Raw genomic sequence first — 26,044 nt, 5'->3', positions numbered from 1 at the left:
GGCGGCGCCCGCTCCGGGGCGGAAGCGAAGCGCCCGCCCATGGGGCGGGGCGGGCGCGGCCCGGCGGTGCCGGGCGATTTAGCTCTGCTGCGCCACCACGCTTTTCATGGCTTCCAAAAGCTCGTGCACCAGCGTCTGGGCCATGGAGCGGAAGACAAGGATCTCGAAGCTAGCCGCGCCTGTGCGGGTGATCACAGCACTCATGTGAAACACCGCCGTGCGTGCCACTGCACCTTCGGGGAAGCTTTGAGCGCGCAGATCCACCGGCACGAGGCGGGCAAGCACATCCTCCGCGCCCTGCCCCGTCAGGTCCACCCGCGCCCAGCCGTCGCTTTGATCGGTTATGGCACAATGGCGCGCGAGCGAGGCCACGGGCACCGCGCCGAGCAAGAGCGCCTGATCCGGGGCGAACCACAGCGCGCGGGCCTGAGCGGACTGAGTGGAGGTGCCGGGCTTTGGCCAGCCCAGCCCGTGCGCCTTTTCAAGCGCCGCGCCCGCCTTGGCCGCCGCACCCTGATAGGCGGCGAGCAGGTGGATCGCCTCGGGGGCGCATTCGGTCAGGACCAGCCCGCCGTGCTGCACCGGCAACAGCCCGGCGCAGGGGGATTTTGCAATCAGGTCAGCCACGCATCCGCCCTCCGTCGGGATCAAGGAAAACCGGGCCGCAGACGGTGCAGAGCGTTTCCACCCCGCGCAGGTGGTCCACCAGCTTCACCACCTCGCCATGGCGCATCGGCCCGTTTTTCAGGAAGCCAAGCCCGATCTCATGGCCCAGTGTGGGGGAGTAGCCGGTGGAGGTCACATAGCCCTCATCATGCACCCGTGTGGCCGGTTTGGCTTCCGAGAACAGATGCGCGCCGGCGGTGATCCGCCCGCCCGGCAGCACGGGCTTCAGCCCCACAAGCTGCTCGCGCTCCGGCCCCGAAAGCCCTTCGCGCTGGGAGGCCGCCTTGCCTATGCACTCCTTCTTGGCCGCCACCATCCGCGCCATCCCGATGTCAAAAGCGGTGGTGCGACCGTGGATCTCGGCGTGGGTGATGAAGCCCTTCTCGATCCGCAGAACGTTGAGCGCCTCCATCCCGTAGGCCCCGCCGCCCAGCACCTCGGCGCGGGCGACGAGATCGCCGAACAGCGCCGCGCCGTAGCGGGCGGGGACGGCGATTTCATAGGCATGTTCGCCGGAGAAGGAGATGCGGAAGAGCCGCCCGGGCACGCCCGCCACGGTGACAGCACCGCAGCCCATGAAGGGGAACTCCGCTTCATCGACCGGCGCATCCAGCACGGCGTCCAGCAGCGCGCGCGATTGCGGGCCGGCCACGGCGAATTGGGCCCAATGCTCGGTCACGGAGGCAAGGCAGACATCCAGCTCCGGGCGCAGGGCTTGGCGCACGAACTCCAGATGTTTCATCACCTGACCGGCGGCTGCAGTGGTGGTTGTCATCAGGTAATGGTTCGGCCCCAGCCGCGCGCAGGTGCCATCGTCCATCACGTGGCCATCCTCGCGCAACATCAGCCCGTAGCGCACGCGCCCCTCTTTCAGGGTGGAGAAGGTGTTGGTGTAGACGAAATCAAGGAAGGCGGCGGCGTCCTTGCCCTGAATGTCGATCTTGCCCAGCGTCGAGACATCGCAGACCCCGACCGCATTGCGCACATAGCCGACCTCGCGGTTGCAGGCCTCCTGCCAACCGGAATCGCCCGGGAGCGGATAATAGGAGGGGCGATACCAGAGCCCGGCCTCGATCTGTGGCGCGGCGCGGCGCTGGCTGGCGGCGTGGGAGGTGGTGAAGCGCTCGGGCGCAAAGCCCTTGCCGCGCGCGCCAGCGCCCATGGCCGCGATGGAGACCGGCGCGAAGGGCGGGCGGAAGGTGGTGGTGCCGGTTTCGGGGATGCCGCGCCCGGTGGCATCGGCCAGCACCGCGAGCGCACCCACGTTGCTGTTCTTGCCCTGATCGGTGGCCATACCTTGCGTCGTGTAGCGCTTCATGTGCTCGACCGAGCGGAAGTTCTCCTGCGCGGCCTGCTTGACGTCCTTCACCGTCACGTCGTTCTGGAAATCGAGCCACGCGCGCCTCTTGCCGGGCACCTGCCAGAGCGGCGCGACACTGTAGGGGGCATCGGAGGCCACGGGCAGATCGGCGGCTTTGGCCTTCAGGCCCAGCGCCCTGAGCGCTTCTTTCGCGGCGCGCTGGCCATCGGCAAGGCATCCCGCCGTGGAGAAGAGGCCCTTGGCCGCGCCCGCCGGGATCATGCCGGGCACGGTATGGTCTGCGGGCACGAAGGCGGCGAGGGGTTCGCTCCAGACGGGCCGCGCGCCCATGTGGCAGGTGAGGTGCAGTGTCGGGTTCCAGCCGCCGGTGACGGCAAGGCAATCGGCCTCGATCACCTCTTCGCGATTCCCTGTGGAGATGGTGATGGATTTCAGCCCCGTATAGCCCTTGGTGTGGATGACCTGCGCGCCCTTGAAGGCGTTGAAACCCACCGGCAGGTCGGCGTCAGACCGGCTGTCGACAAGAGCGGCCACTTCCACGCCTGCCGCGCGCAGATCCTCGGCCGTCTGCCGCGCGCCATCGTTGTTGCCAAACACCGCGACGCGCTTGCCGGGGGCGACGTTGTAGCGGTGCAGGTAGCTGCGCAGGGCGCTGGCCGTCATCACGCCGGGGCGGTCATTCATCGGAAAGGCGATGGGGCGCTCCAAAGCACCGGCGGCCAGCACGCAGGCTTTCGCGGCGATGTGCCAGAAGGTTTCCAGCGGGCGGTCGCCGGGATCGGCCATGTGCAAGGCCACGCGCTCCAGCGCACCGTAGGTGCCCTGATCATAGGCCCCGGTCACCGTGGTGCGCCGCATCAGCCGCACGTTGGGCAGGCTGTCCAGTTCCGCGAGGCAGGCCTTCACCCACGCCCGCGCAGGCGCGCCGTCGATCTCTTCCGCCTCGCTGTTGAGCCGCCCGCCGAAGGCGCTGTCTTCCTCGCAGAGGATCACATCGGCCCCCGAACGGCCCGCCGTGAGCGCCGCCATGAGCCCGGCGGGGCCGGAGCCGACCACGAGCAGATCGCAGAAGGCGTAGGCGCGATCGTAGCGCGCAGTGTCGTGGGCTCCGGAGAGCGCGCCCAGCCCGGCGGCGCGGCGGATCACCGGCTCATAGAGCTTCTCCCAGAAGCTGCGGGGCCACATGAAGGTCTTGTAGTAGAAGCCCGCGCCAAGGAAGGGCGAGAGCAGATCGTTCACCGAAAGCAGATCAGCCGAGAGCGAGGGCCAGCGGTTCTGGCTGCGGGCGTCCAGCCCCTCGTAGATCTCCTGCACGGTGGCGCGCACGTTGGGCGTTTGCGCCGCGCCGCGCCCGACTGTCATCAGCGCGTTGGGCTCTTCGGAGCCGGCGGTGAACACGCCGCGCGGGCGGTGATACTTGAAGCTGCGCCCCATCAGCCGCACGCCATTGGCGAGCAAGGCGGAGGCCAGCGTATCGCCCTCAAAGCCCTGATAGCTGCGGCCATCGAAGCTGAAGCTGACGGGTTTGTCGCGGTTGATCAGCCCGGTGCCGTCGATCCTCATCGTGCCGCCTCCCGCGCGACATCGCGCGCCATCTCGCAGGAGAGGATCTCATGCGTCACCGTGTTGCGCGTCACCACGAGCCAGCTTGCGCAGCCCAGCTCGTGATACCAAAGATCGCGCGTCACCCCGGCGGGGTTGTCGCGCAGGTGGAGGTAGGCGTGCCAATCTTCCGGCGGCGCATCGGCGGCGGGGCGGTCCAGATCGCTGGCCGCGCCCCGATAGGAAAACTCGCGCAGATCGCGGGGGCCGCAACAGGGGCAGGTGATCCTCATGGCATGCGCTCCCTAATGCAGGTTGTGTTGGCTGCCGGTGCCTTCTTCGTCCATCAGGCCAATGCCCGTGGCGAAGCGGTCGAGCCGGTATTTCGTGGCAGCCTCATGCGGGCGGCCCGTGGCGATCAGATGGGCGGTGACGTTTCCGGATCCCGGCACCGCCTTGAAGCCGCCGTAGCACCAGCCGCAATTCAGGAAGAGCCCGTCGATATGGGTGGTGTCGATGATGGGCGAGCCGTCGGGTGACATATCCATGATGCCGCCCCAGCTGCGCAGCACGCGGGCCTTGCCGATCATCGGCATCAGCGTCATCGCGGCTTCCATCACATGCTCGGCCTGCGGCAGGTTCCCGCGGGCCGCGTAGGAGGCGTAGAAATCCAGATCGCCGCCAAAGACGAGCCCGCCCTTGTCGGACTGGCTGATGTAAAAGTGCCCCATGCCGAAGGTGATCACCGTATCGATACAGGGCTTGAGCCCTTCGGTGACGAAGGCCTGCAGGATGTGGCTTTCGATCGGCAGGCGCATCCCGGCCATTGCGGCCACCTGCCCGGACCGCCCGGCGGTGACCATGGCGACCTTATTGGCCTTGATGGCCCCGCGCGTTGTTTGCACGCCTGTGACGCGGCCCTGCTCAACGTCGATCCCCGTCACTTCGCAGTTCTGGATCAGATCCACCCCGCGCTGATCCGCGCCACGGGCAAAGCCCCAGGCCACGGCATCGTGGCGGGCGGTGCCGCCGCGCGCGTGGTAGAGGCCACCGTAGACGGGGAAGCGGATGTTTTCATAGTCCAGATAGGGCAGCATGGCGCGCACGCCGTCGCGGTCCAGCAGAACGGCGTCATCGCCCTGGTTGATCATCGCGTTGCCGCGCCGGGCGGCGGCATCGCGCGCGCCGTCGGAGTGGAACAAGTTGATGATACCGCGCTGGGAATGCATCACGTTGTAGTTCAGATCAGCTTCCAGCCCCTCCCAGAGCTTGAGGGAGTGGGAGTAGAACTCGGAGTTGCCCGGCAGCCCGTAATTGGCGCGCACAATGGTGGTGTTGCGCCCCACGTTGCCGCCGCCGATATAGCCCTTTTCCAGCACGGCGACATTGGTGATGCCGTGTTCCTTGGCAAGGTAATAGGCCGTGGCCAGCCCGTGGCCGCCGCCGCCGATGATCAGAACGTCATAGGCGGGCTTGGGCTCCGGATCGCGCCAATGCGCACCCCAGCCCTTGTTGCCGGTGAGCCCTTCCTTCAGCAGCTGCCAGGCGGAAAATCGCATGATGGCCCTCTCCACGGGCACCCCTTGCGCCCTGCCCCGCGATGGTGGCGCGGGATGGGGCCAGAGGTAAAGCCCCCCGCCGACAGCGGCTGGCCCTTTCGCGACGCGTTTTGCCGCGAAAGAGAGATTGGGAGTCAGGCCCGCTGAGCTGAACGGCCGTTATGGGGAGAGAAGGGCAGCCCCTGACCGCCGGGCGGGGGAGAAGCCCCCGCCCCGTTTTGCCAAAGGCAAACCATAGGTTTGACGGGGGCGGACGGGGGCTGCCCGGCGTGCCGCCGGGCGAGACTACTCGGCTTTACAGGCCCTTGGCCTCGTAGCTCTTGGCCACGCGGCCGATGGAGACGATAAAGCCCGCCGTGCGCAGATCCTCCACGTCGCCGCGCCCGTGCCAGACTTCGCGCATCGACTGGTAGGCAATCCGCATCGTGTCATCGAGGCCCGAGCGCACCAGCTCCAGCTCATCGGCCCCGCGCAGATACTTCTCCTTGAAGTTCGGCGTCATCGACCAGGCATCGCCCAGGTAACGGTCCAGCCGCTCCAGCTCGTCCACCAGCAGTTGGTGGCGCGCTTCCTCCTGCCGCCGCTGCATCCGGCCGAAGCGGATGTGGGAGAGGTTCTTGACCCACTCGAAGTAGGAGACCGTCACACCGCCGGCGTTGGCGTAGAGATCGGGAATGATCACCGTGCCCTTCTTGCGCAGCACGTCATCGGCGCCGGCCGTGATCGGGCCGTTGGCAGCCTCGATGATCAGCGGCGCCTTGATGCGCTCGGCATTGTCGAGGTTGATCACACCTTCCAGTGCCGCCGGGATCAGGATGTCGCACTCTTCCTCCAGAAGCTTCGCGCCCTCCTTCACATATTGCGGCCCTGGGAACATGTTCACCCCGCCGTGCTTGCGGATGTAGGCCGAGACAGCCTCTACATCGAGCCCGTCCGGATCATAGAGCGCGCCGTCGCGTTCGATGATGCCGATGACCTTCGCGCCATCCTCCTCGCTCAGGAATTTCGCCGCGTGATAGCCCACGTTGCCAAGCCCCTGCACGATCACGCGCTTGCCGTCGAGCTTGCCTTCCAGCCCGGCCTGCGCCTTGTCCTCGGGATGGCGGAAGAACTCCTGCAGGGCGTATTGCACGCCGCGCCCTGTAGCCTCGACCCGGCCCGAGATGCCGCCGGCGTGCAGCGGCTTGCCGGTGACACAGGCGCGGGCGTTGATGTCGGTGGTGTTCATGCGGGCGTATTGATCGGCGATCCAGGCCATCTCACGCTCGCCGGTGCCCATGTCAGGCGCGGGCACGTTCTGGGAGGGGTTGATCAGATCGCGTTTGGCCAGCTCATAGGCGAAGCGGCGGGTGATGCGCTCCAGCTCGGCGGCGTCATATTCACGCGGATCGATGCAAAGCCCGCCCTTGGATCCGCCGAAGGGCGCTTCCACGAGAGCGCATTTATAGGTCATCAGCGCCGCGAGCGCCTCGACCTCGTCCTGATTGACGCCGAGCGCGTAGCGGATCCCGCCTTTCACAGGCTCCATATGCTCGGAGTGGACGGAGCGGTAGCCGGTGAAAGTCTTGACCTCGCCCCGCAGCCGCACACCAAAGCGCACGGTGTAGGTGGCGTTGACCACGCGGATCTTCTCTTCCAGCCCCGGCTCCAGATCCATCAGGCCCGCCGCCCGGTTGAACATCAGATCCACGGACTCCCGGAAACTCGGCTCTCGCTTGGTGCTCATATGCATATCTCTCCCTGATCCCGCGCCGCGAAATTCCGGCCCGGTGCATAACATTGCCCTCCAAGCCTAGGCCCGGTGGCAGGGGCTGGAAAGAGCCTATTTTTCGGGCAGTTTGAAAACTTCAGACTTTCCCTTGCGGAAACATGCCACGAGATGAGCGAATCATTAACGCGCCAACAGATCGCGAAGGCTGAAGTGGACATTCCACCCCTGCCGAAACCATTGGCGCAGCGGCCGAAACAGTATTGGTCAAGAATGGGAAACAAAGGCTTAACACAGCCCGGATTCCCCATAACCCCCTGAACTTTGCCCTATTTTGGCCACAACCAAATCGCAGAAATGAAGGATTGGGATTACCCTGAACTCTGGATACCCGCCATGAAGAAGAAACCGATGACACGCGACCGCCGCACCGTCTCCCTGTCCGAAGCCTATGCGTTTGCGCGCCAGTTCCGCAATGCAGAGGACGGCACGATGACCGTTTTCGCCCTCTTCATCTTCATCATGATGATCCTGATGGGTGGGATCGCGGTGGATCTGATGAAATTTGAAAGCGAGCGTGTGACGCTGCAGAACACGCTGGACCGCGCCGTTCTCGCCGCCGCCGACCGCGATCAGGAACTCGACCCGAAATCGGTGGTGCTTGACTACTTCGACAAGGCCGGCCTTGGCGACTACATCAGCGAAAGCGACATCTCGGTGGATCAGGACGAACTGGTTTCCTACCGGATCGTATCCGCCACAGCGAGCCGCGCGGTGACAACCCACTTCATGAAGATGTCGGGGATTTATGAACTCGCTGCGCCGGCCTCCGGCACCGCCGAGGAGCGGATCCGCGATCTTGAGATCTCGATGGTGCTCGATGTATCCGGCTCCATGGGGCAGTATTCCGCCGACGGGGTGACGACGAAACTCGCCAACCTGAAGGACGCGGCGCAGGACTTCATCGACCAGATTTCCTCCTCTTCGATCGACGGCACGGTGTCCTATTCGATCATCCCCTACGCCACGCAGGTGAACGCCGGTGCGACGCTCGCGCAGCACTACAACCTGACCGATGAGCACAGCTATTCGCATTGCGTCGATTTCACCAGCGACGACTTCCTGACGACGACCCTGTCGACGGAGACGCTGATGCAGCGCACCGGCCATTTCGACCCGTGGAAAGAATGGTCCAAGCCCAACAACACGGATTCCTACTCGGGCCGCCGTCTTGTCTGTCAGACAGAAGACAGCCGCGAAATCATGGCCTTCGAGAAGAACACGACAACGCTGAAGAACCACATCGAAGACTTCTTCGCCGATGGCAACACCTCCATCGACGTGGGCGTGAAATGGGCGACGGCCTTGCTGGACCCGGACACGCAGGGAGTGATCACCCAGATGATCGCGGACGGCGACGTGGACGCGTCCTTCGAAAACCGCCCCTTCGAGTATGACTACAACGGCGGCATGAAAGTGCTGATCGTGATGACAGACGGCATCAACACGAGCCAGTACTATCTTAGGGATGAATTCATCAACGGCTATTCGGACGTCTACGAAAACGACCATGATGGCTACCTCTCCGTCTACTGGCCTGAACAAGATCAGTACTGGTGGGAGATCGATGACGCCCTGCACGATCTGCCCTACGGCGATGGTGCCGAGATCGAGACGATCGAATATGAGCAGGTGCTCGTCTGCTGGGAGAACAAGAAGGGCAAGACGAAGTGTTCCTACCAGGACCAGGAGACCGTCGTGCTGACGCCCGTCGAGGGGGAGGCCGTGCGCCAGAGCTACCCGCAACTGTGGAACGATTACTCGCTCGAATATGTGGCCGACAAGATCTACGAGCCGATGACCGGCAGTAGCTCCTACGCCGACAAAATCGACCCGGGCGCACGCTCCTATGTCGGGGCATCCACCAAGGATGATCGTCTGGACGACATCTGCACGGCGGCCAAAGACAAGAACATCATCATCTTCACCATCGGCTACGAGGTCACCGACCATTCCAAACAGGTGATGAAAGATTGCGCGTCCACCTATAACCACTTTTACGATGTGCAGGATCTGGAAATCAAAGATGCCTTCGCCAGCATCGCCACCCAGATCAACAACCTGAAGCTGACCCAATGAAACGTGTCGTAAGATATATGCGCCGTGCCCTTGGCGGCTTTGCCAAGCGGCAGGACGGCAGCGCCACCATCGAGTTCGCGATCTGGACGCCGCTCTTCATCACCCTGCTCTTCGCAGCGGCGGAAACCGGCATGATGACGGCCAAGCAGGTTGCTCTGGACCGCGGCGTCGACATGACGGTGCGCGATCTGCGGCTGGGCAAATACAAGGATCCGGACGCCGATGACCTGCGCGAAAGCGTCTGCTTCTACGCCGGAGTGATCATCCCCAATTGCGAGGCGGAAACCATGGTCGAGCTGCGCACCGTGAGCGATGCCGACTGGGGCACACTCGACCCGGACGCCACCTGCGTTGAATACCAGGACGAAGAGATCGTCGTGCAGGAAGATCCGGTCTACTCCGGCGTGGAAAACACGCTGATGCTGGTGCGGGTCTGCTCCATGGTCGACACGATCTTTCCGAGCACGAAATTCACCACCAACCTTGGCCTGAACCACCTAAACCAGACAGCGCTGGTTTCGGCGACGGCTTTTGTGAACGAGCCGAGCTGATGTCTGTGATCCAACATATCCGCGCCCGGCTGCGCCGCTTCACCAAGCGCAGCGATGGCGGCCTGAGCGTTGAAGCCGTGATCATCCTGCCCTTGATGATGCTGGGGTTCGGCCTGACAGTGACCTATTACGACGCCTTCCGCGCCCGCACCGCCAATGTGAAGGCCGCCTACACCGTGGGCGATCTCCTGTCGCGCCAGAAGGATCCGGTCGATCAAGCTTTCATCGACGGGCTCGCTGACGTCTTCGACTACCTGACCGACGATACCGAGGCCTCCTGGATCCGCGTCTCGCTGGTGTCTTGGAGCGTGTCGCAGGACAAGCTTCTGCTCAACTGGAGCAAGGTCGCTGGCACCAACCCGGAAGACGAATTGGATCAGGCCGACCTGGACGGCATGCTGGACCGTATCCCGGTGATGGCCGATGGCGATACGATCATCCTCGTGGAAACGCACATGGATTACTCCGCCGTGCTGGAGCACCTGCCGTTCTATACCACATGGCTGCACTCGGGGATCGAGTTTGAAAACTTCGTCGTGACCAGCCCGCGCTTCGTGCCCAAGCTCGAATTCGTCTCCTGATCCGCGACACACGGCACACCATCTGCCCAAAGCCCCCTCGCAGCCCGAGGGGGCTTTCTTTTTTTGCGACGGAAACCTGCGCGCGGTGCGTAGTATGGTGGCAGCTTTGGCAAAACCATGCCGCTGCGTGATTGTTTTTACCCGGAGTTTTTGCCGTGATCCCCAAGACAACCGCCCTCGCCTGTGTCGCCTCCCTGCTCGCCCTTAGCAGTGCGCAGGCCGAAACCGTCGAGATTTACCTGCTCGACATGCTCGACAACACCCAGAACGGCTATTGCGTCGATATCGCCGGTGGGCGCGAGGCCGAGGCTAATCCGGCCGACGGGCTGCAGGGGCACACTTGCTACAGCCCCGGCGGTGCGCTTGGGCTCGATCAGAGCTTTGACAGGGCCCGTTTTGCCGAGGGGCTGCTCTACATGACGGAGTTCGATGTCTGCGCCGAGGCGGAGAGCCTCACCGCCGGCAGTGCGCTGGCGCTGGCCACCTGCGATGCGAGCCCGGCCCAGAGCTTCCTGTTCAGCGGCGAGGGCACGATCTCGCCAGCCTCCGCGCCGGAACTTTGCGTCACCCTCGGGGAAGAGACGCGCTCGGGCCGCAGCGATGCGAACCAGATCAAGGTCATGAGCCTTGAGGTCTGTAGCGCGGGGCTTGAGGCCTATCAGAATTGGGGCGTGCGCACCGCCGAGTAGGCAGGCCTAGGGGCGGCCTCAGTCGCCCCAGCCCTCTTCCCAATCCGGAAAGACCCATTCGACGATCGGGCGCGGCAGGCCTTCGGTGTAACGCGGCTCCGACAGATCCCGCCCGCCGCGCTTTTCCCAAAGCCACGCGGGCAGATCGCCCGTAAGCCCCGCCCCTTCGGCACGGGCCTGCCAGCTTTCGACGCTGCCGCCCAGCTTATGGCCCTCAAAGGCAATCTCGGAACGCGCGTAGCCGCCCGCGTTGAGCTGAGCGATGATGGCTTGCACCACTTCAAAGCCCTTGCCGTTGTAGGCCTTGCGCGCGGCGTCCAGATCGGTGTGGCCCAACGCATCCACGGGGCTTGCGCGCCAGAAGAGCGTCGCCACGGTGGCCTGATCGCAGGTCGGCTGCGCCAGCATCCACAGCAGCGGCTCGATCGAACGATCCCAGTTGTAGCTGATCGCCACCTCGTGCCAGTCGTCCGGGTCGCGCATCGAAAGCCAGCCCAGCATCCCGGCCACCACGCGCTCTTCCAGCGGCAGTTCGGCGTCCGGCTCGGGCAGCGGCGCGGGTTTCGGCTGCACCGCCATCAGTGCCTCGGTGAAAGCGTTGGTGCCGGACACGCCCATGCGCTCGGCCAGAATGGCGGCGATGATCTCCGACATCACCTTGGACTGGCTCGCCGCCGTCACCCCGCCCACGCCGATGCGGCCATAGAGCCGCCACCAGAGCCCCGGCGCCCAGGCGCGGCGCTCGGCATTCTTCACTTTGATCAGGAAGCCATTGGAAGGCTTCATCGCGAAGACGCCACGGCTCACGTCCTCAATGTCTTCCACGCGGCAGAGCACGCGGCCGGTGCTTTCGCGCAGCTCGGTGGGCGTGAGCTCGATCACATGCTGCGTGGCCTTGCCCAGCACCACCGCCGCCCAGACGGCAAAGGCCCCGAAGGCGATCAGGAAGATCTGCCAGCCGAGCGAGTCCGGGGGCGTGGAGAAGGCGATGTAGATCAGCAGAAGCCCGAGAATGCCCAGCACCCCCATCGCGAATATGCGCCGGGGCGCAGAGGCGCTCACGGTTGCGAGCACTTTGTCCTGAGTTGCCATGGTGTCCTCATCCCTTCCGTTGCGCCCGTGTAGCGCGGCGGCGCGCCCGATACCAGCCAAAGCGCGCCTTCACAGGCTGCGGCACGGCTGCACGTCAGGCGTCCGTGGTGAACTCGCCCTGCGCCTGCGCGAAGCGCGCCACGATCAGCGCCCGCATGGCGGCCACCTTGGCGGCGGGCCAGACGTCGCGATGGGCGACCATCCAGATATCGGTATAGGGTTGCGGCTCCATCACCGGCACCTGCTCAAGCCCCGCGGCGCGGCCAACGAAGATCGGCATCCGCGCCACCCCAAGCCCGGCCTGCGTGGCCCCGATTACGGCGATCATATCGTCAAACCGCAGGCGGATGCGGGCTTCGGGATGGGCCTGCCGTGAGGCTTTTGGCGGGGCCTCCCAGAAGGTGAAGCCGATCCATTCCAGCGGGGTATCCGGCACATCGCGCAGCCGCGCGGCCAGCGCGGGCGCGGCAAAGGCGGCGGTCTGCTGGCGCACCAGCCGTCGCCCGGTGAGCGTGTCGCCCGGGTCATTGCTGATGCGCACCGCCAGATCGGCTTCTCGGCGGTTCAGGTTCAGCACCTCGTTGGCGGCCAGCACGCGCAAGTCCACATCCGGGTGGGCGCGGGTGAAGGCATCGAAGACGCCACATAGGTGCGAGCTGATCAGCAGTGCGGGCGCGGTGACGGTGAGCGGACCGGAGAGCCGCGCGTCCTGCCCGGCCAGTTGCAGCCGCAGGCCGGTTTCGCGCTCGGCCATGGCTTCGGCAGCGCGAGCGGCGGCTTCGCCCTCTGGCGTCGCGGCATAGCCTGCGGGCAGGCGCTCGAAGAAGCGCGTGTCGTAGGTCTCCTCGGCCTGCGCGATGCGGCGGGCCACGGTGGTGTAGTTCACCCCCAGCGCCTCTGCCGCCCGCGCGAGCGAACCATGGCGCACCACCATCAGCACGGCGCGCAGATCGTCCCAATCTTCTTTCATGCATGCAGTTTTGCATGGGACATCTGCAAAAGCACCCGGTTTTCGCAAAAGCCGGCCGCGCTTACCTTCCCACCATCACCGAAAAGGAAAGGCCCACCCCCATGATCTACGCGACCGTCAACATGACCATCACCGATCCCGAAGCCCTTGCCGCCTATCGCGAACGCGCGGGCGAAGCACTTGCCCGCCACGGCGGCAAGCTGGAGGCCGCGAGCCCGACGCCAACGCTGCTGGACGATGGGCTGCCCCTGCCGACGATGGCGGGCGTGCTGAGCTTCCCCAGCCGCGAGGCCGCGCTGGCGTGGCGGGATGATCCGGCGCTGGCCGAGGTGCATGCCCTGCGCCGCGCGTCTGGCACCAGCAGCATCATCCTTGTGGGCTAAGGGCCCCCGCGCGCGTCACATCGGGCTTGCGGGCGAATCGCGCTTCCCCTACGTTTCGCTCATGCCAGTCTGCCTGCTGCTCACACAACCAGACCCTAACCGCCGCCCCGGCTTCTACCGGATCGAGATCCAGTTGAACCTGTTCGGCGAGTGGTCCGTGGTGATGGAATGGGGCGCGCGCGGGCGGCAGGGGCGGCAGAGGATCCGCCTCTTTTCCGATCTGCGCGCCGCCTCGCTGGAGGCGGACCGCGCCCGCGAAAGACTCCTGCGCAAAGGCTACCTGCGGGCCTGAGCGGCGCAGAAACCGTTGCCAGAAACAGGCAGATGCGCCTAGGCTCAAGCCATGGATCCCGTCGCCCTCATCTTCTATGCCGCCGTCTGTGGCCTGCTGAGCCTCGCCGCACCCGGCTTCAAGACGCCGGCCATGCGCCTGATCGTCGGCGCGGTGGTGGGTGTCGCAGCGGCGAGCCTGCTGCCCGTGCTGCGCGGCTTCCTGTAAAGGCGCGGGCTTAGCCTTTCAGCGCAGCCATCATATCTGCATTGCGGCAATAGGGCGGCGTTTGCTCCTGCACGCCCTGCGCGGCGTCCAGCCAATGGGCGCAGGTGCCCGGATCGGTGCAGGCGGTGCAGCGGAAGACAGCTTCCTCGATCTCCACCATATCGGTTTCGCCCCGCAGGACTTTCTCCTGCAGGTCGACGCCGAGGGTCTCGGCCATGCGGTCCACTAGAATGGCGTGGCGCTTGAACTGTTCATTGCTGGGCATGGGTGTTCCTCCTCTGGTCCGGTCAAGCAGGGATCTTCAGGGCGTCGAAAACGCGGCCGTTGCGGCAGCCCGCGGGCACATCGGCACCGGGATGCTCGGCCTCCAGCCAGCGCTCGCAGCCCTCGACCCATTGACAGCCCCGGCAGCGAGTCACGAGCCCGGCCCACTCCTTCGAGCTGAGCCGCCCATCTGTGAAAGCCTCCACGAGATTCACATCGGCGGCATCGGCCATCCGTGTGGCCAGCCAATAGTGCTTTCGTTCGTCTCCAAGCGGCTTCATCGACGCGGGCTCCCTCTGCCTGATCCCTGTTGCATGAGGCAAAGCAGAGCCAAAAACGGCAAAGGGGGCCTTGATCTGCATCAAGGCCCCCTTTTGAGACTCCGAAGCGCGGGTCCTAGCCCACGATCATCTGCTTCATTTTCAGCGCTTCATATTCCAGCTCGCGCAGGCGGTAGCTCACCACGTCGCCGATGGTGATCACCCCCACAAGGCGATCTTCCTCCATCACCGGCAGGTGGCGGAAGCGCCCTTCCGTCATCCGCTGCAGCATCGCCAGCAGCGGCTCATCGGGCGAGCAGGTCACGGGGCTTTTCGTCATCAGGGCCTCCACCGTGTGGCTCAGCGTCTGGCCCGGCGTATCGGCCAGCTGGCGCACGATGTCGCGCTCCGAGAGGATGCCCACGAGCGCCCCGGCGGCATCCTTCACCACCACCGCGCCGATGTGCTTCTCCTTCATCACCCGCGTGGCCTCGGCGATCGTGTCCTGAGGGCGCACCGCGTAGACATCGCTGCCCTTGCCTTCGAGGATCGTCGCCACCGTCGCATTGCCCATGGCCACAACCTGATCGACGCTCTGGCTGTGGGTCTTGGGATCATCGCCCTTCATCTTGGACTGGTAGGATGTGGGTGCCATGTTTTGCTCCTCCTCAAGAAAGACATGCGCGAGTCTTGCCTCCAGCTTATCGCAGGGTCACCATTTGGCGAGACATTTTATTGCGCCGCAGCGCAAATCCCCTTTCGGAAAGGAAAAAGGCCACCCGCGCGGGGTGGCCTTTTCCGATCTGTCTGTCGCTTGGGTCAGCGGGCTTAGCCGCCGAAATCGTCCAGCATGATGTCTTCGCGATCCACACCGAGATCGAGCAGCATGTTGATCACGGATTGGTTCATGATGGGCGGGCCACACATGTAGAATTCGCAATCTTCCGGCGCCGGGTGGTTCTTGAGGTATTCCTCGAACAAGACGTTGTGGATGAAGCCGGTGTAGCCCGTCCAGTTGTCCTCCGGCATCGCGTCGGACAGCGCCACGTGCCATTCGAAGTTCTCGTTCTCCGCGGCCAACATGTCGAAATCTTCCACGTAGAACATTTCGCGCTTGGAGCGGGCGCCGTACCAGAAGGTGATCTTGCGATCGGTCTTGATGCGGCGCAGCTGGTCGAAGATATGCGAGCGCATCGGCGCCATACCGGCACCACCGCCCACGAAGACCATCTCTTTCTTGGTGTCGCGGGCGAAGAACTCGCCGAACGGACCAGAGATCGTCACCTCGTCACCCGGTTTCAGGTTGAAGATGTAGGAGGACATCTTGCCGGCCGGGATGCCTTCGGAGCCCGGAGGCGGCGAGGCGATCCGGACGTTGAGCATCACGATGCCCTTCTCTTCCGGGTAGTTGGCCATCGAGTAGGCGCGTTCCACCGGCTCATCGACTTTGGAGTTCACGTCCCAGATTTTGAACTTGTCCCAATCCGGATGGTATTCCTCATCGATGTCGAACTCCTTGTAGGAGAGCGCATAGGGCGGGCACTCGATCTGGATGTAGCCACCGGCGCGGAACTTCACGTCCTCGCCTTCGGGCAGTTCCAGCACCAGCTCCTTGATGAAGGTCGCCACGTTGTCGTTCGAGCGCACTTTACAGCGCCATTTCTTCACACCGAAGACCTCTTCCGGGACTTCGATTTCCATGTCCTGCTTCACGGCCACCTGGCAGGAGAGGCGATCGCCACAGGCGGCCTCGCGCTTGGTGATGTGGCTTTCCTCGGTCGGCAGGATGGAGCCGCCGCCGTCCAGCACCTTGACCCGGCACTGGGCGCAGGTGCCGCCGCCGCCGCAGGCGGAGGGCACGAAGAGCTTCTCGGCCGCGAGCGTTTGCAGCAGCTTGCCACCGGCGGGGACAGAGATCGTTTTCTCACCGTTGATGGTGATGTTGACGTTGCCCGAGGACACGAGGCGCGAGCGGGCGAACATGATCACGGTCACGAGCGCCAGCACGATCAGCGTGAAGAGGAGAACGCCGAGCGAAAAGGTTTCCATTCCTCTTGTCTCCTTACAGTTTGACGCCGGAGAAGGACATGAAGCCCATGGCCATCAGGCCGGCGGTGATGAAGGTGATGCCCAGGCCCTGCAGGCCGTCCGGGATATCGGAGTACTTAAGCTTCTCGCGCACACCGGCCATCGCGGTGATGGCAAGCGCCCAGCCAAAGCCGGAAGACAGGCCGTAAGTCACCGACTCCGGGAAGGAGTAATCCCGTTCCACCATGAAGAGCGAGCCGCCAAGGATGGCGCAGTTCACGGTGATGAGCGGCAGGAAGATCCCCAGCGCGTTGTAGAGCGGCGGGAAGTACTTATCGAGGATCATCTCGAGGATCTGCACCATGGCGGCGATCACCCCGATGTAGGAGATCAGGCCGAGGAAGGTCAGGTCCACGTCCGGGAAGCCGGCCCACGACAGCGCGCCGGGCTTCAGCAGGTAGGTGAGGATCAGGTTGTTGGCGGGCACGGTGATCGTTTGCACGAGCATCACCGAGATGCCGAGGCCGATCGCGGTCGAAATCTTCTTAGACACGGCGATGAAGGTACACATGCCGAGGAAGAAGGAGAGCGCGAGGTTCTCGACGAAGATGGCCTTAACGGCCAGGGAAAGCAGCCCTTCCATCAGTGAGCCTCCACCGTCTGGATCTTGTATTCACGTTCTTCGACCTGCGCGGGCTTCCAGGTGCGGAAGGCCCAGATGATCAGGCCGATCAGGAAGAAGGCCGACGGCGGCAGAAGCAGCATGCCGTTGGGCACGTACCAGCCACCGTTGTTGACCGTCTCGAAAATGGTGATGCCGAAGAGCGAGCCCGAGCCGAAGAGCTCGCGCACGAAACCGACGAGCATCAGGATCAGACCGTAGCCAAGGCCGTTGCCGATGCCGTCGATGAAGCTCGCCACCGGCGGGTTCTTCATGGCGAAGGCTTCGGCGCGGCCCATCACGATACAGTTGGTGATGATCAGGCCGACGAAGACCGAGAGCGTTTTCGAGATCTCGAAGGCATAGGCCTTCAGCACCTGATCCACGAGGATCACGAGCGAGGCGATGATCACCATCTGCACGATGATCCGGATCGAGTTCGGGATCTGGTTGCGCAGGATCGAGATGAAGAAGCTCGAAAAGGCGGTCACGAAGGTCACGGCGAGCGCCATCACGAAGGCCACCTTCAGCGAGGAGGTCACCGCGAGGGCGGAACAGATGCCCAGAACCTGAAGCGTGATCGGGTTGTTGTCGACCAGCGGATCGACGAGCAGTGTCTTGCGGGTCTGGGCCATTACAGCTCTCCTGCCTTCAGGTTTTCAAGGAAGGGCGTGAAGCCGGCCTCGCCCATCCAGAAGCGCACGAGGTTGTCGACGCCGACGGAGGTGAGGGTGGCGCCAGCCAGCGCGTCCACGTGGAAGCGGGGATCGCCCGTGCCCTTGGCTACGGTGATCTTCAGCGCGCCGTCTTCGTCACGCAGCTGCTTGCCGTTCCAGAGCGCTTTCCAGCGCGGGTTGTCCACCTCGGCACCGAGGCCCGGCGTTTCAGCGTGCTCGTAGAACTGCAGGCCGTAGATGTCGTTGCCGTTCTCTTCCAGCGCGATGAAGCCATAGAGCGTGGACCACAGGCCGTAGCCGTAGATCGGCAGGATCACCTTGTCGAGCGCGCCGGCGTCATCCTTCAGCAGGTAGACGGTGGCGAATTTGCTCTGGCGGCCGATGCTGGCCGGATCGTCGTCCAGAGCGATGCTCAGGGTCGGATCGGAGGCCGCGGCGCGGTCATCAAAAGTGGCCGCGTCGAACTGGTCGGTGTAGGTGCCGGTTGCCAGTTCCACCACGCGCGGCTCGAAGGCGGCGAAGGCTTCGGAGACATCGACGCCCGGCTCATAGAGGCCGGCGACCTGCAGGATGTTGACCTGCTTGTCGCGCAGCTTGTTGGCCTCCTGCACCGGGCGCAGGTTCACGGCGGCCATGGCCACGACCATGGAGCAGAACAGGCAGAGCACGACGGCCACGGTGATGGTTTTCACGGTGCTGTCGGGGCTTGCGGCCAAGAAGCGGCCGATCGGGCCCTTGGCCTCCGGGGTGTTGAGCTCTTGCTCAGACATGGCGCTTGGCCCTCCGGCTAATGTTGGCCCGCACGACGAAGTAGTCGATCAGCGGGGCGAAGATGTTTGCGAACAGGATGGCCAGCATCATGCCTTCCGGGAACGCCGGGTTCAGCACACGGATCATCACAACCATGAAACCGATCAGCGCGCCGTAGATGTAGCGGCCCACGTTGGTGTGGGAGGCCGAGACGGGTTCGGTCACCATGAAGGCAAGGCCGAAGGCATAGCCGCCGAGCACGAAGTGCCAGTACCAGGGCATGGCGAACATCGGGTTGGTGTCGGAACCGATCAGGTTGAGCAGCAGCGAGAAGCCGATCATGCCGCCCATGCAACCCACGATCAGGCGCCAGTTGGCGATGCGGGTGACAAGCAGGAAGGCAAGGCCAATCATCGCGGCCAGCGCGCTGGTTTCACCGAGCGAGCCCTGAATGGTGCCCACGAAAGCGTCCCACCAGGTGATGCCGTAGCCGGCCAGCGCCTGCACGCCTTCGGCGGCGGAAATGCCGAGCGAGGTCGCGCCGGAGAACCCGTCAACGGGCGTCCAGATCTTGTCGCCGGACATGTTGGCCGGGTAAGCGAAGTAGAGGAACGCCCGGCCGGTGAGGGCGGGGTTCAGGAAGTTCTTGCCGGTGCCGCCGAAGACTTCCTTGCCCAGCACCACGCCGAAGCTGATGCCCAGAGCCACCTGCCACAGCGGCGTGGAAGCCGGCAGGATCAGCACGTAGAGCATGGAGGTCACGAGGAAGCCCTCGTTCACTTCATGGCCGCGCACGGTGGCGAAGATCACTTCCCAGATGCCGCCGACAACCAGCGTCACCACGTAGATCGGCAGGAAGTAGAGGAAGCCGTGGAAGAGGTTGGCGATCAGGCCCGGCTCCAGCGAGAAACCGAGGAACTGCATCACCGCCACGCGCCAGCCGGTGTGGCTGTCAGGCCCAAGGGCCGTGAGGGCGGAGTTGGTTTGCAGGCCGGTGTTGTAGAGCGCCATCAGGATACAGGGGATCGTGGCGATCACGACGTAGGTCATGATGCGCTTCATATCCACGTAGCTGCGCGCGTGCGGCGCAACGGTCGTGACGGTTTTCGGCGTGTAGATAAAGGATTCGACCATCTCGTAGAGCGGGAAGAACTTCTCGTACTTGCCGCCCTTCTCGAAATTGGGCTCGATCCGGTCGAAGAAACTGCGCAGTCCCATGGGTCAGCCTTCCTTCTCGATCTTTTGCAGGCTGTCGCGCAGGGCGAGGCCATACTCATACTTGGCCGGGCAGGCAAACGCGCAGAGCGCGACGTCTTCCTCGGCCAGTTCAAGCGCGCCCAGCGCCTGGGCGGTGTCGGTGTCCATCACCAGAAGGGCGCGCAGCAGTTGGGTGGGCAGGAAATCCTGCGGCATCAGCCGCTCGAACACGCCCGTCGGCACCATCGCACGGCGGCCGCCGTTGAGGTTCGAGGTCATGTTGAACAGCTTGTTCTTGCTCATGGCCGAGGCCAGAACCGGCAGCACCGAGAACTTGTTCGGCTGCGGAATGATCCAGCCCAGAACGCTCTGGTCGGCGTCTTCCTTGATCAGCGTCACCTGACGCGCGTAGCGGCCCAGATAGGCGAACGGACCTTCGGCTTGCGTGCCCGAAAGCACGGAGCCCGAAATCACGCGGCAAGGCTCATCGCCAGCGATCTCACCATCGGTCAGTTCGGCCAGCGAAGCGCCCGTCACCGTGCGCACGAGGCGCGGGTTGGCGGCGAGCGGGCCAGCAAGGGAGATCACGCGGGTGATGTCCAGATGGCCGGTCAGCAGCAGTGCGCCGATGGCGATCACGTCCTGATAGCCGATGGACCAGACGGTCTTTTCAGCCGTGGGGACGGACAGGAAGTGCATATGCGTGCCAGCAAGCCCGGCGGGGTGCGGGCCGGCAAAGCTGTGGGTTTCCACGCGCTCGATGCCGTCCACACCGGCTTGCGTGCCCGGTGCGGTACAGACGAAGACGCGGCCTTCGGTGAGCTTGGTGAGCGCCGTCACACCGGCGCGGAACTCCGCCGTTTTCTCGGCGAGGATCACGGCGGCATCCGCCGAAAGCGGCTCGCTGTCCATGGCGGTTACGAAAATGTCGGCAGCGGCGCTGTCCAGTGCGGGCACCTTGGCGTAGGGGCGGGTCAGGAAGCCCGTCCAGAGGCCAGAGGCCGCCAGCTTGGCGCGCAGGTCATCGCCGGTGAGCGCGGCAGGATCGGCCTTGCCGAAATCCATGCCCGCATCGCTGATGTCGTCCACGTCGATCACGACGCTCTGCAGCACGCGGCGCGCGCCCCGGTTGATCGCGCGCACCCGGCCTTTGGCGGGAGCGACATACATCACCTCGGGATCGTCCTTGTGGCAGAAGAGCGGCGTGCCACGCACGACCTCATCGCCTTCGGCAATCAGCATCTTCGGTTTCAAGCCGACATAATCGGCTCCGATCAGGGCCACGGACGCCGGTGCAGCGCCCTCGCTGATCTTCTGGTCGGGGGCACCGGTAATCGGCAGATCAAGACCCCGCTTGAGTACGAATTCTGACATAGGCCTCGGCAAGTTCAGGCGCCACAGGGGCGCGATGGTCTTTTCAAACAGGGCAGCACATAGCATGAATCACCGCGCGGCGCATCAGCCCCTGCCCTGCGGTCATCGCGCCCGCTTTTATTCAGCTAATCCAGTCAGGGCAACATGCTGCGGGTGCGAATTTACCGGAAAACGCACGTCTTAATGTCTCACCCCACGCCAATTGACACCGCCGGGGCCGCATGAAACACACCCGCAACCCAGACTCACGAACCCCGGTGACCTGACGCCATGCGCCTTCTCCCTGCTTTGATCGCCCCTTTCGCCCTTTCAGCCTGCCTGTTTTCCACCGATGAGCCCGAGCCCGTGCGGCTTGTGGGCGAAACCATGGGCACCACCTACAGCGTGACGGTGGTGGACATGCCGGAAGGGCTGGAGGCCGAGGCGCTGCACGCCGATATCGAGGCTGTGCTCGCGCGGGTGAACGCCCAGATGAGCAACTGGGATCCGAACTCCGAGGTTTCGCGTTTCAACGCCTCCACCGATCTGGGCGCGCAGCCGGTGTCGGCGGAATTTGCCTATGTGATGGAGGCCGCCAACGGCATCCACCTTGGCTCGGGCGGCGTCTTCGACGTGACGCTCGCCCCGCTGATCGAACTTTGGGGCTTTGGCCCGAAGAAGCCCGGCGAGCCGATCCCGACGGATGCCGAGATCCTCGCCGCGCTCTCCGACGTGGGCCAACTGAGCCTTCTGACGCTCGCCGAGGGGCCGACGCTGAAGAAGGAAAAGCCCGGCGTATCGGTGAATCTCTCCGCGATTGCAAAAGGATACGGCGTGGACGAAGTGGCCGCGCTCGTGGCCTCCAAGGACATCAGCCGCTATCTGGTGGAAATCGGCGGCGATCTGGTGGCCTCCGGCAAGAACGCCGAGAACAAGCCGTGGTCCATCGGCATCGAAAAGCCCGACGCGCGCAGCAAGACGCTGCAACTGGTGCTGCCGGTGGAGAACACCGGCATGGCGACCTCGGGCGACTACCGCAACTATTTCGAGGATGACGGCATCCGCTACAGCCACATCATCGATCCCAACACCGGCCGCCCGATCACCCACAAGACGGCCTCTGTTACGGTGCTCGCAGAGAACGCGATGCTTGCCGATGGCTGGGCCACGGCGATGCTCGCGATGGGGCAGGCGCGCGGGCTTGAGGCCGCCGAGGCGCTTGGGCTGGCCGTCTATTTCATCAGCCGCGAAGGCAACGATTTCGTGACCGCGTCATCTCGCGCCTTTGATTCCTACGTCGAAGGCAATAAATAAACCTTCAAGCAAGCACACGGACGCAGATCATGGCCACCTTCGTACTCGCCTTCATCCTTCTCACCCTCGTCGTCACCGGCATGGCCGTGGGCGTGATGTTCAAGGGCCGCACGATCAAGGGCAGCTGCGGCGGGCTCAACGCCATCGCCGGGGCTGACAAATGCGTTGTCTGCAAGAAGGACATCGATCCCGACAGCCCGCTGCGCGACAAGCTCGCCTGCAAGCGTGCGGGCCAGATCGTAAACCAGTTCGGCAACTGATCTGCTAGCAAAATCCCCCACTTACAAGCGATGAGCGCTTGACTGGGCGGGCGCGGAACGCGCCTGCCCAGGGGCAGGCAGGCGCGTGGCCGTCACATGCGTGATGGCTGATCAGTCTATCTAAGCCCCCAAAGCTTCCCGCATCTCCTCTAGATGCGAATCGCAATAGGCCTCAAACCGCGCCCCCGGCTGCCGCGCGGCCAGCGTTTCGGCCATCGGATCGACCGCCACCGTCGCGCTCCCCGCCAGTTCCGCGATCACGGCATGGCCACAGAACGGCACATACACTTCCGAATACCCGCCCTCATGCACTGCCACGAGGCGGCCTTCGCAAATATCCTCCGCCAAAGCTTTCACCTGCGCCGTCATCGCACGGAACGTCTCGGCGGTGGCCAGCATGCGGGACAGCGGATCGATGGCGGCGGCATCAAACCCGCAGGCCACGATAATCACATCCGGTTTGAAGGCACGGATCAACGGCAGGGCGATGCGCTCCATCGCGGCCAGATAGGTGGCGTGGCCCGCGCCCGGCGGCAGCGGGATGTTGGCGTTGAAGCCTTCGCCTCTCCCCGCCCCCCGCGCCGCCACATCGCCGGTATCAAGCGGGTAGTTGCGCTCCTGATGCAGCGAGACCGTGAGCACATCGGGATCCTCGTAGAAGATCGCCTCGGTGCCGTTGCCGTGGTGAACGTCCCAGTCGAGCACCGCCACCCGCTCGCAGAGCCCCGCCGCCCGCGCCGCTTGCACAGCGATGGCGATATTGGCCAGCAGGCAGAAGCCGTTGGGGAAATCGGGCAGGCAATGGTGCCCCGGCGGGCGGGACAGCGCATAGGCATTGGCATGTGCCCCGCGCAGCACGTTGAAAAGCGCGTCCTGCGCCAGCCCGGCGGACAGCGTGGCAGCCTCGAAACCGCCCTGCGCGAAAGGCGTGCGCAAGCCCAGCTCGCCACCGCCCGCATCCGACATCGCCTTGAAGTTCTTGATGTACTCACGCGGATGCACCCGGAGCAGATCGCCCTCCCCCGAAGGCGCTGCGCCGCGCACATCCAGCTCGCTGATCAGGCCGGTGACCTCCAGCAGGTTCTTCAGCCGCCGCTTGGTTTCCGGGTTCTCAGGCAAGCCGCCACTGGCCAGCGGCTGCACCAGCCCGCCCAAAGGCAGGGTGAAGGCATAGTTGCCGCCCGCGTGCCAGAAACAGCGTTCATCCCAGTAAAAGCCGGTTGTCATCGGTGCACCCTCCTCAATTGCGGCCAGCCTAGGCCGGGGCAGGCGTGCCGTCCATGGGGGGATTTTCGCACATAATTTCCTTGCCTTGACTGAAGCGGCCGGGTTCACTCCGCCCACCTTTTGCAGTTGGATCGCCTCTCATGGACACCCAGCATGTTACGCGCTTTCTGGCCGCCTGTATCGCCTCACCCGGCGTGGTCTTCAGTGCGACTACCGCCCTCTGCGCGGCAGCACCGCAGCATGTGGGGCAACGCGAGGCAACCGCATGAGCCCCCCCGACCACAAAGCCCATCTGGCGCGCCTAACTGCGCCCGGATGCGAGATTGCGGTGAAGGTCACGCCGAAAGCGGCGCGCAACGGGATGCGGCTGGAGGACGGTGTGCTGAAAGTCTCCGTCACCGCGGTGCCGGAAAAAGGCAAGGCCAACGAGGCCGTGCGCAAGCTGCTAGCAAAGGAAATGGGGATCGCGAAATCGCGGCTCGCGCTGATCCGGGGTGACACATCCCGCGAGAAGGTTTTCCGCGTGCTGGATTAGCCGGGCCTGCGCTTCTCGGCCACCAGCTTGTAGACGCCCTCGGGCAAATCCAGCGCGGCGGCCAGATCGTTGAGCATGGCGATGGAGAGCGTGATCACCTGCACCTCCTCGCTGCGCGGGTCCAGCTGCTCGATGGTGATGCATTCCTCGAAAGCGTTGATCACAACGTCTTCCTGAAGCGGGCTCTGCCCGCCGTCCCCGTCATCGACGAGGGTGACGACCGTGGCGTCGAATTCGTGTTCGATGGTAAACATACGGCCAGATTACGCCGGGCCGTGGCGAATGCAACTGCCGCTCTCGCCTTCCCCGTGTCCGCGCGCTAAGACTCATGAGAAAGACACGCCCTTGAGGGCGTTTTTCTCCGGGCAGACAGGCTCAGCAGACAGGTAAAGCACTTAAGAAGAGCACTCAGGCAACATGGTGACACGGCTTTTCCGCACTCCCCTTCGCGCTGCGCCGCTTCTGGCGCTGCTTCTGGCGCTGCTTCTGGCCACCGCCTGCGCTGCACCGCCACCGCCGCAAGCGCCCTCCGGGCAGACAAGCGCGAGCCGCGACGGGTTGCCGAGCCCGCAGCAGGCGGCCAATAATTTCACCTCCGTCGTGAAACGCGTGGAGCCCGTGGCCGAGGCCGAATGCCGGGCGCGCACGCAGAACACCAACTGTGATTTCCGAGTCGTGGTGGACGACCGCCCCGGCCAGCCCCCCAATGCCTACCAGACGGTGGACCGCTCCGGCCGCCCGATCCTCGCCTTCACGATCCCGCTCATCGCCGATGTGAAGAATGAGGATGAACTGGCCTTCATCATGGGCCACGAGGCCGCGCATCACATCTCCGCCCATCTCACCAAGCAGCAGGACAATGCCATGGCAGGCGCGCTTGTGGCCGGGATCCTTGCCTCGCAACTGGGGGGCGATGCCACCGCCATCGAAGCCGCGCAGGAATTCGGCGCCACCGTGGGCGCGCGCAGCTACTCGAAGGATTTCGAGCTGGAAGCCGACGCGCTTGGCACCGTCATTGCCCATCGCGCGGGCTATGATCCGGTGAAGGGCGCCGAGTATTTCACGCGCATTCCTGATCCAGGCAACCGCTTCCTCGGCACCCATCCGCCCAACGCCGCCCGCATGCAAACCGTGCGCGCCACGGCGGCGCGGCTGAACTGAACGCATGGCGGATCTTGTGCAATTCGAAGGCGTGCTGTCCGACAAGGGCAGCAAATACTCCGTCAGCGGCGGCCCTGCTGCCAGCAAGGAAGAGGCCGAGGCGCTGATCAAGGCGCTCTGCCGCCAGAAGCGCTACGCCAAGGCCACGCACAACACATGGGCCGTGCTGCTCGCGGATGATAGCGGCCAGCAACTGCCCCTGAAAAACGACGATGGCGAGAGCGGTGCCGGGATGGTGATCCTGCGGATGTTGGAGCGTGAAGCCCTGACCAACCACCTTATCGTGGTGACACGCTGGTACGGCGGCACCAAGCTCGGCGGGGATCGCTTCCGCCACGTCCAGACCTGCGTGCGCCATTACCTTGATCAAGCGGAGCCTGCCCATGGATAGCCTGAGCCTCACGCCCGTCACGGGCATCCTGTTCCTTCTGGTGATGATCTTCGCCGGGCGCGCATTCCGCGAGAACTGGAAGGCGCAGGAAGAGGGCTGGCAGACGCGCGCTTGGCTCTATGGCGTGCCAGCCGCGCTCTGCTTCTTCGCCCTCGCGCTGATCCCCCTCACCCGCTAGCCCGCCGCCAGCCATTTGATGCAAACCCCAAGCGGCCCTTGAATGGGCAGCGCCCCATGCCGACATGGCATGTGACCAGACGACCGGA

31 protein-coding genes are annotated in these 26,044 nt (G+C 64.4%); 13 read left to right on the top strand and 18 right to left on the bottom strand.

Annotation, left to right across the window (positions count from 1 at the left end; all coding sequences use genetic code 11):
* Positions 1-78: 78 nt before the first annotated feature.
* The 5 genes from KVX96_RS03560 to KVX96_RS03540 all read right to left on the bottom strand — a co-directional run bounded on the left by KVX96_RS03560 (position 79) and on the right by KVX96_RS03540 (position 6,814).
* The gene (locus KVX96_RS03560) at positions 79-627 is read right to left on the bottom strand and encodes a sarcosine oxidase subunit gamma (RefSeq protein WP_261192865.1); all 549 of its coding nucleotides are present in this window, start codon (positions 625-627) and stop codon (positions 79-81) included.
* Positions 620-3,550, bottom strand: a complete 2,931-nt coding sequence (locus KVX96_RS03555) for a sarcosine oxidase subunit alpha family protein (RefSeq protein WP_261192864.1) — start codon at positions 3,548-3,550, stop codon at positions 620-622. The genes KVX96_RS03560 and KVX96_RS03555 overlap by 8 nt, the downstream gene beginning before the upstream one ends.
* Positions 3,547-3,822 (bottom strand): sarcosine oxidase subunit delta, encoded by a 276-nt coding sequence (locus tag KVX96_RS03550; RefSeq protein WP_261192863.1) that lies wholly within the window; start codon positions 3,820-3,822, stop codon positions 3,547-3,549. The genes KVX96_RS03555 and KVX96_RS03550 overlap by 4 nt, the downstream gene beginning before the upstream one ends.
* 12 nt (positions 3,823-3,834) lie before the next feature.
* On the bottom strand, positions 3,835-5,088 hold the full coding sequence (locus KVX96_RS03545; protein WP_261192862.1) for a sarcosine oxidase subunit beta family protein: 1,254 nt from the start codon (positions 5,086-5,088) through the stop codon (positions 3,835-3,837).
* A 295-nt stretch (positions 5,089-5,383) separates the two neighbouring features.
* Entirely contained in the window at positions 5,384-6,814 is a 1,431-nt protein-coding gene (locus KVX96_RS03540) for a Glu/Leu/Phe/Val family dehydrogenase (protein ID WP_261192861.1), read from the bottom strand.
* Between the two features lie 393 nt (positions 6,815-7,207).
* On the opposite strand from KVX96_RS03540, the gene KVX96_RS03535 reads away from it, so the two are divergent.
* The 4 genes from KVX96_RS03535 to KVX96_RS03520 all read left to right on the top strand — a co-directional run bounded on the left by KVX96_RS03535 (position 7,208) and on the right by KVX96_RS03520 (position 10,756).
* The gene (locus KVX96_RS03535; protein WP_261192860.1) at positions 7,208-8,935 is read left to right on the top strand and encodes a TadE/TadG family type IV pilus assembly protein; all 1,728 of its coding nucleotides are present in this window, start codon (positions 7,208-7,210) and stop codon (positions 8,933-8,935) included.
* On the top strand, positions 8,932-9,486 hold the full coding sequence (locus tag KVX96_RS03530) for a TadE/TadG family type IV pilus assembly protein (RefSeq protein WP_261192859.1): 555 nt from the start codon (positions 8,932-8,934) through the stop codon (positions 9,484-9,486). The genes KVX96_RS03535 and KVX96_RS03530 overlap by 4 nt, the downstream gene beginning before the upstream one ends.
* Complete coding sequence (locus KVX96_RS03525; protein ID WP_261192858.1) at positions 9,486-10,067, top strand: TadE/TadG family type IV pilus assembly protein; 582 nt, start codon at positions 9,486-9,488, stop codon at positions 10,065-10,067. Before KVX96_RS03530 ends, KVX96_RS03525 begins: the two co-directional genes overlap by 1 nt.
* A 155-nt stretch (positions 10,068-10,222) precedes the next feature.
* Positions 10,223-10,756 carry a hypothetical protein gene (locus KVX96_RS03520; protein ID WP_261192857.1) on the top strand — a complete coding sequence of 178 codons (534 nt, stop codon included), beginning with the start codon at positions 10,223-10,225 and terminating at the stop codon, positions 10,754-10,756.
* An 18-nt stretch (positions 10,757-10,774) separates the two neighbouring features.
* On the opposite strand, the gene KVX96_RS19200 is transcribed toward KVX96_RS03520, so the two are convergent.
* Positions 10,775-11,848: a DUF4274 domain-containing protein gene (locus tag KVX96_RS19200; RefSeq protein WP_314733086.1), complete on the bottom strand. Its 1,074-nt coding sequence runs from the start codon at positions 11,846-11,848 to the stop codon at positions 10,775-10,777.
* 94 nt (positions 11,849-11,942) lie between these two features.
* Positions 11,943-12,818: a LysR family transcriptional regulator gene (locus KVX96_RS03505; RefSeq protein WP_261192856.1), complete on the bottom strand. Its 876-nt coding sequence runs from the start codon at positions 12,816-12,818 to the stop codon at positions 11,943-11,945.
* A 101-nt stretch (positions 12,819-12,919) separates the two neighbouring features.
* On the opposite strand from KVX96_RS03505, the gene KVX96_RS03500 reads away from it, so the two are divergent.
* From KVX96_RS03500 to KVX96_RS03490, 3 genes are all read left to right on the top strand, one after another.
* Entirely contained in the window at positions 12,920-13,201 is a 282-nt protein-coding gene (locus KVX96_RS03500; RefSeq protein ID WP_261192855.1) for a DUF1330 domain-containing protein, read from the top strand.
* A gap of 61 nt (positions 13,202-13,262) precedes the next feature.
* Complete coding sequence (locus KVX96_RS03495; RefSeq protein WP_261192853.1) at positions 13,263-13,493, top strand: WGR domain-containing protein; 231 nt, start codon at positions 13,263-13,265, stop codon at positions 13,491-13,493.
* 51 nt (positions 13,494-13,544) lie between these two features.
* Positions 13,545-13,700, top strand: a complete 156-nt coding sequence (locus KVX96_RS03490; RefSeq protein WP_261192851.1) for a hypothetical protein — start codon at positions 13,545-13,547, stop codon at positions 13,698-13,700.
* 10 nt (positions 13,701-13,710) lie between these two features.
* Here the strand turns inward: KVX96_RS03490 and KVX96_RS03485 are convergent, their stop codons facing one another.
* The 9 genes from KVX96_RS03485 to KVX96_RS03445 all read right to left on the bottom strand — a co-directional run bounded on the left by KVX96_RS03485 (position 13,711) and on the right by KVX96_RS03445 (position 20,911).
* Positions 13,711-13,965 carry a DUF6455 family protein gene (locus KVX96_RS03485; RefSeq protein WP_261192849.1) on the bottom strand — a complete coding sequence of 85 codons (255 nt, stop codon included), beginning with the start codon at positions 13,963-13,965 and terminating at the stop codon, positions 13,711-13,713.
* 22 nt (positions 13,966-13,987) lie between these two features.
* Positions 13,988-14,245: a DUF6455 family protein gene (locus tag KVX96_RS03480; protein WP_261192847.1), complete on the bottom strand. Its 258-nt coding sequence runs from the start codon at positions 14,243-14,245 to the stop codon at positions 13,988-13,990.
* Positions 14,246-14,360: 115 nt separating this feature from the next.
* The gene (locus KVX96_RS03475) at positions 14,361-14,879 is read right to left on the bottom strand and encodes a CBS domain-containing protein (protein WP_261192846.1); all 519 of its coding nucleotides are present in this window, start codon (positions 14,877-14,879) and stop codon (positions 14,361-14,363) included.
* Positions 14,880-15,052: 173 nt separating this feature from the next.
* Complete coding sequence (gene nqrF, locus KVX96_RS03470; protein WP_261192844.1) at positions 15,053-16,273, bottom strand: NADH:ubiquinone reductase (Na(+)-transporting) subunit F; 1,221 nt, start codon at positions 16,271-16,273, stop codon at positions 15,053-15,055.
* A 13-nt stretch (positions 16,274-16,286) separates the two neighbouring features.
* On the bottom strand, positions 16,287-16,895 hold the full coding sequence (nqrE, locus tag KVX96_RS03465; RefSeq protein WP_261192842.1) for an NADH:ubiquinone reductase (Na(+)-transporting) subunit E: 609 nt from the start codon (positions 16,893-16,895) through the stop codon (positions 16,287-16,289).
* Positions 16,895-17,548: an NADH:ubiquinone reductase (Na(+)-transporting) subunit D gene (locus KVX96_RS03460; RefSeq protein WP_261192841.1), complete on the bottom strand. Its 654-nt coding sequence runs from the start codon at positions 17,546-17,548 to the stop codon at positions 16,895-16,897. Before KVX96_RS03460 ends, nqrE begins: the two co-directional genes overlap by 1 nt.
* Positions 17,548-18,360, bottom strand: coding sequence for a Na(+)-translocating NADH-quinone reductase subunit C (locus KVX96_RS03455; RefSeq protein ID WP_261192840.1), 813 nt, complete (start codon positions 18,358-18,360; stop codon positions 17,548-17,550). Before KVX96_RS03455 ends, KVX96_RS03460 begins: the two co-directional genes overlap by 1 nt.
* Positions 18,353-19,558, bottom strand: a complete 1,206-nt coding sequence (locus tag KVX96_RS03450) for an NADH:ubiquinone reductase (Na(+)-transporting) subunit B (RefSeq protein ID WP_261192839.1) — start codon at positions 19,556-19,558, stop codon at positions 18,353-18,355. Before KVX96_RS03450 ends, KVX96_RS03455 begins: the two co-directional genes overlap by 8 nt.
* 3 nt (positions 19,559-19,561) lie before the next feature.
* The gene (locus KVX96_RS03445) at positions 19,562-20,911 is read right to left on the bottom strand and encodes a Na(+)-translocating NADH-quinone reductase subunit A (RefSeq protein ID WP_261192838.1); all 1,350 of its coding nucleotides are present in this window, start codon (positions 20,909-20,911) and stop codon (positions 19,562-19,564) included.
* 270 nt (positions 20,912-21,181) lie between these two features.
* On the opposite strand from KVX96_RS03445, the gene KVX96_RS03440 reads away from it, so the two are divergent.
* A complete protein-coding gene (locus KVX96_RS03440) occupies positions 21,182-22,204 on the top strand; it encodes an FAD:protein FMN transferase (RefSeq protein ID WP_261192837.1) in 1,023 nt (340 codons plus the stop codon).
* A 29-nt stretch (positions 22,205-22,233) separates the two neighbouring features.
* The gene (gene nqrM / locus KVX96_RS03435) at positions 22,234-22,464 is read left to right on the top strand and encodes a (Na+)-NQR maturation NqrM (RefSeq protein WP_261192836.1); all 231 of its coding nucleotides are present in this window, start codon (positions 22,234-22,236) and stop codon (positions 22,462-22,464) included.
* 120 nt (positions 22,465-22,584) lie between these two features.
* On the opposite strand, the gene KVX96_RS03430 is transcribed toward nqrM, so the two are convergent.
* Positions 22,585-23,691, bottom strand: coding sequence for a class II histone deacetylase (locus KVX96_RS03430; RefSeq protein WP_261192835.1), 1,107 nt, complete (start codon positions 23,689-23,691; stop codon positions 22,585-22,587).
* 265 nt (positions 23,692-23,956) lie between these two features.
* Between KVX96_RS03430 and KVX96_RS03425 the strand changes: the two genes are divergently transcribed.
* A complete protein-coding gene (locus KVX96_RS03425) occupies positions 23,957-24,226 on the top strand; it encodes a DUF167 domain-containing protein (RefSeq protein ID WP_261192834.1) in 270 nt (89 codons plus the stop codon).
* On the opposite strand, the gene KVX96_RS03420 is transcribed toward KVX96_RS03425, so the two are convergent.
* The gene (locus tag KVX96_RS03420) at positions 24,223-24,480 is read right to left on the bottom strand and encodes a hypothetical protein (RefSeq protein ID WP_261192833.1); all 258 of its coding nucleotides are present in this window, start codon (positions 24,478-24,480) and stop codon (positions 24,223-24,225) included. The two genes, KVX96_RS03425 and KVX96_RS03420, sit on opposite strands and share 4 nt — an antisense overlap.
* A 163-nt stretch (positions 24,481-24,643) precedes the next feature.
* Here KVX96_RS03420 and KVX96_RS03415 point away from each other — a divergent pair, with 163 nt between their 5' ends.
* The 3 genes from KVX96_RS03415 to KVX96_RS03405 are packed head-to-tail and all read left to right on the top strand — an operon-like array spanning position 24,644 to position 25,956.
* The gene (locus KVX96_RS03415) at positions 24,644-25,387 is read left to right on the top strand and encodes a M48 family metalloprotease (RefSeq protein ID WP_261192832.1); all 744 of its coding nucleotides are present in this window, start codon (positions 24,644-24,646) and stop codon (positions 25,385-25,387) included.
* A 4-nt stretch (positions 25,388-25,391) separates the two neighbouring features.
* A complete protein-coding gene (locus tag KVX96_RS03410) occupies positions 25,392-25,778 on the top strand; it encodes a YigZ family protein (protein ID WP_261192830.1) in 387 nt (128 codons plus the stop codon).
* Positions 25,771-25,956, top strand: a complete 186-nt coding sequence (locus KVX96_RS03405) for a hypothetical protein (RefSeq protein ID WP_261192828.1) — start codon at positions 25,771-25,773, stop codon at positions 25,954-25,956. The genes KVX96_RS03410 and KVX96_RS03405 overlap by 8 nt, the downstream gene beginning before the upstream one ends.
* Positions 25,957-26,044 lie beyond the last annotated feature (88 nt).

The sequence above is a fragment of the Pseudoruegeria sp. SHC-113 genome, assembly GCF_025376885.1.
GTDB lineage: Bacteria > Pseudomonadota > Alphaproteobacteria > Rhodobacterales > Rhodobacteraceae > Pseudoruegeria.
The sequence above is the reverse complement of the archived record's forward strand: the minus strand, read 5'-3'. Positions and strand labels throughout refer to the sequence as shown.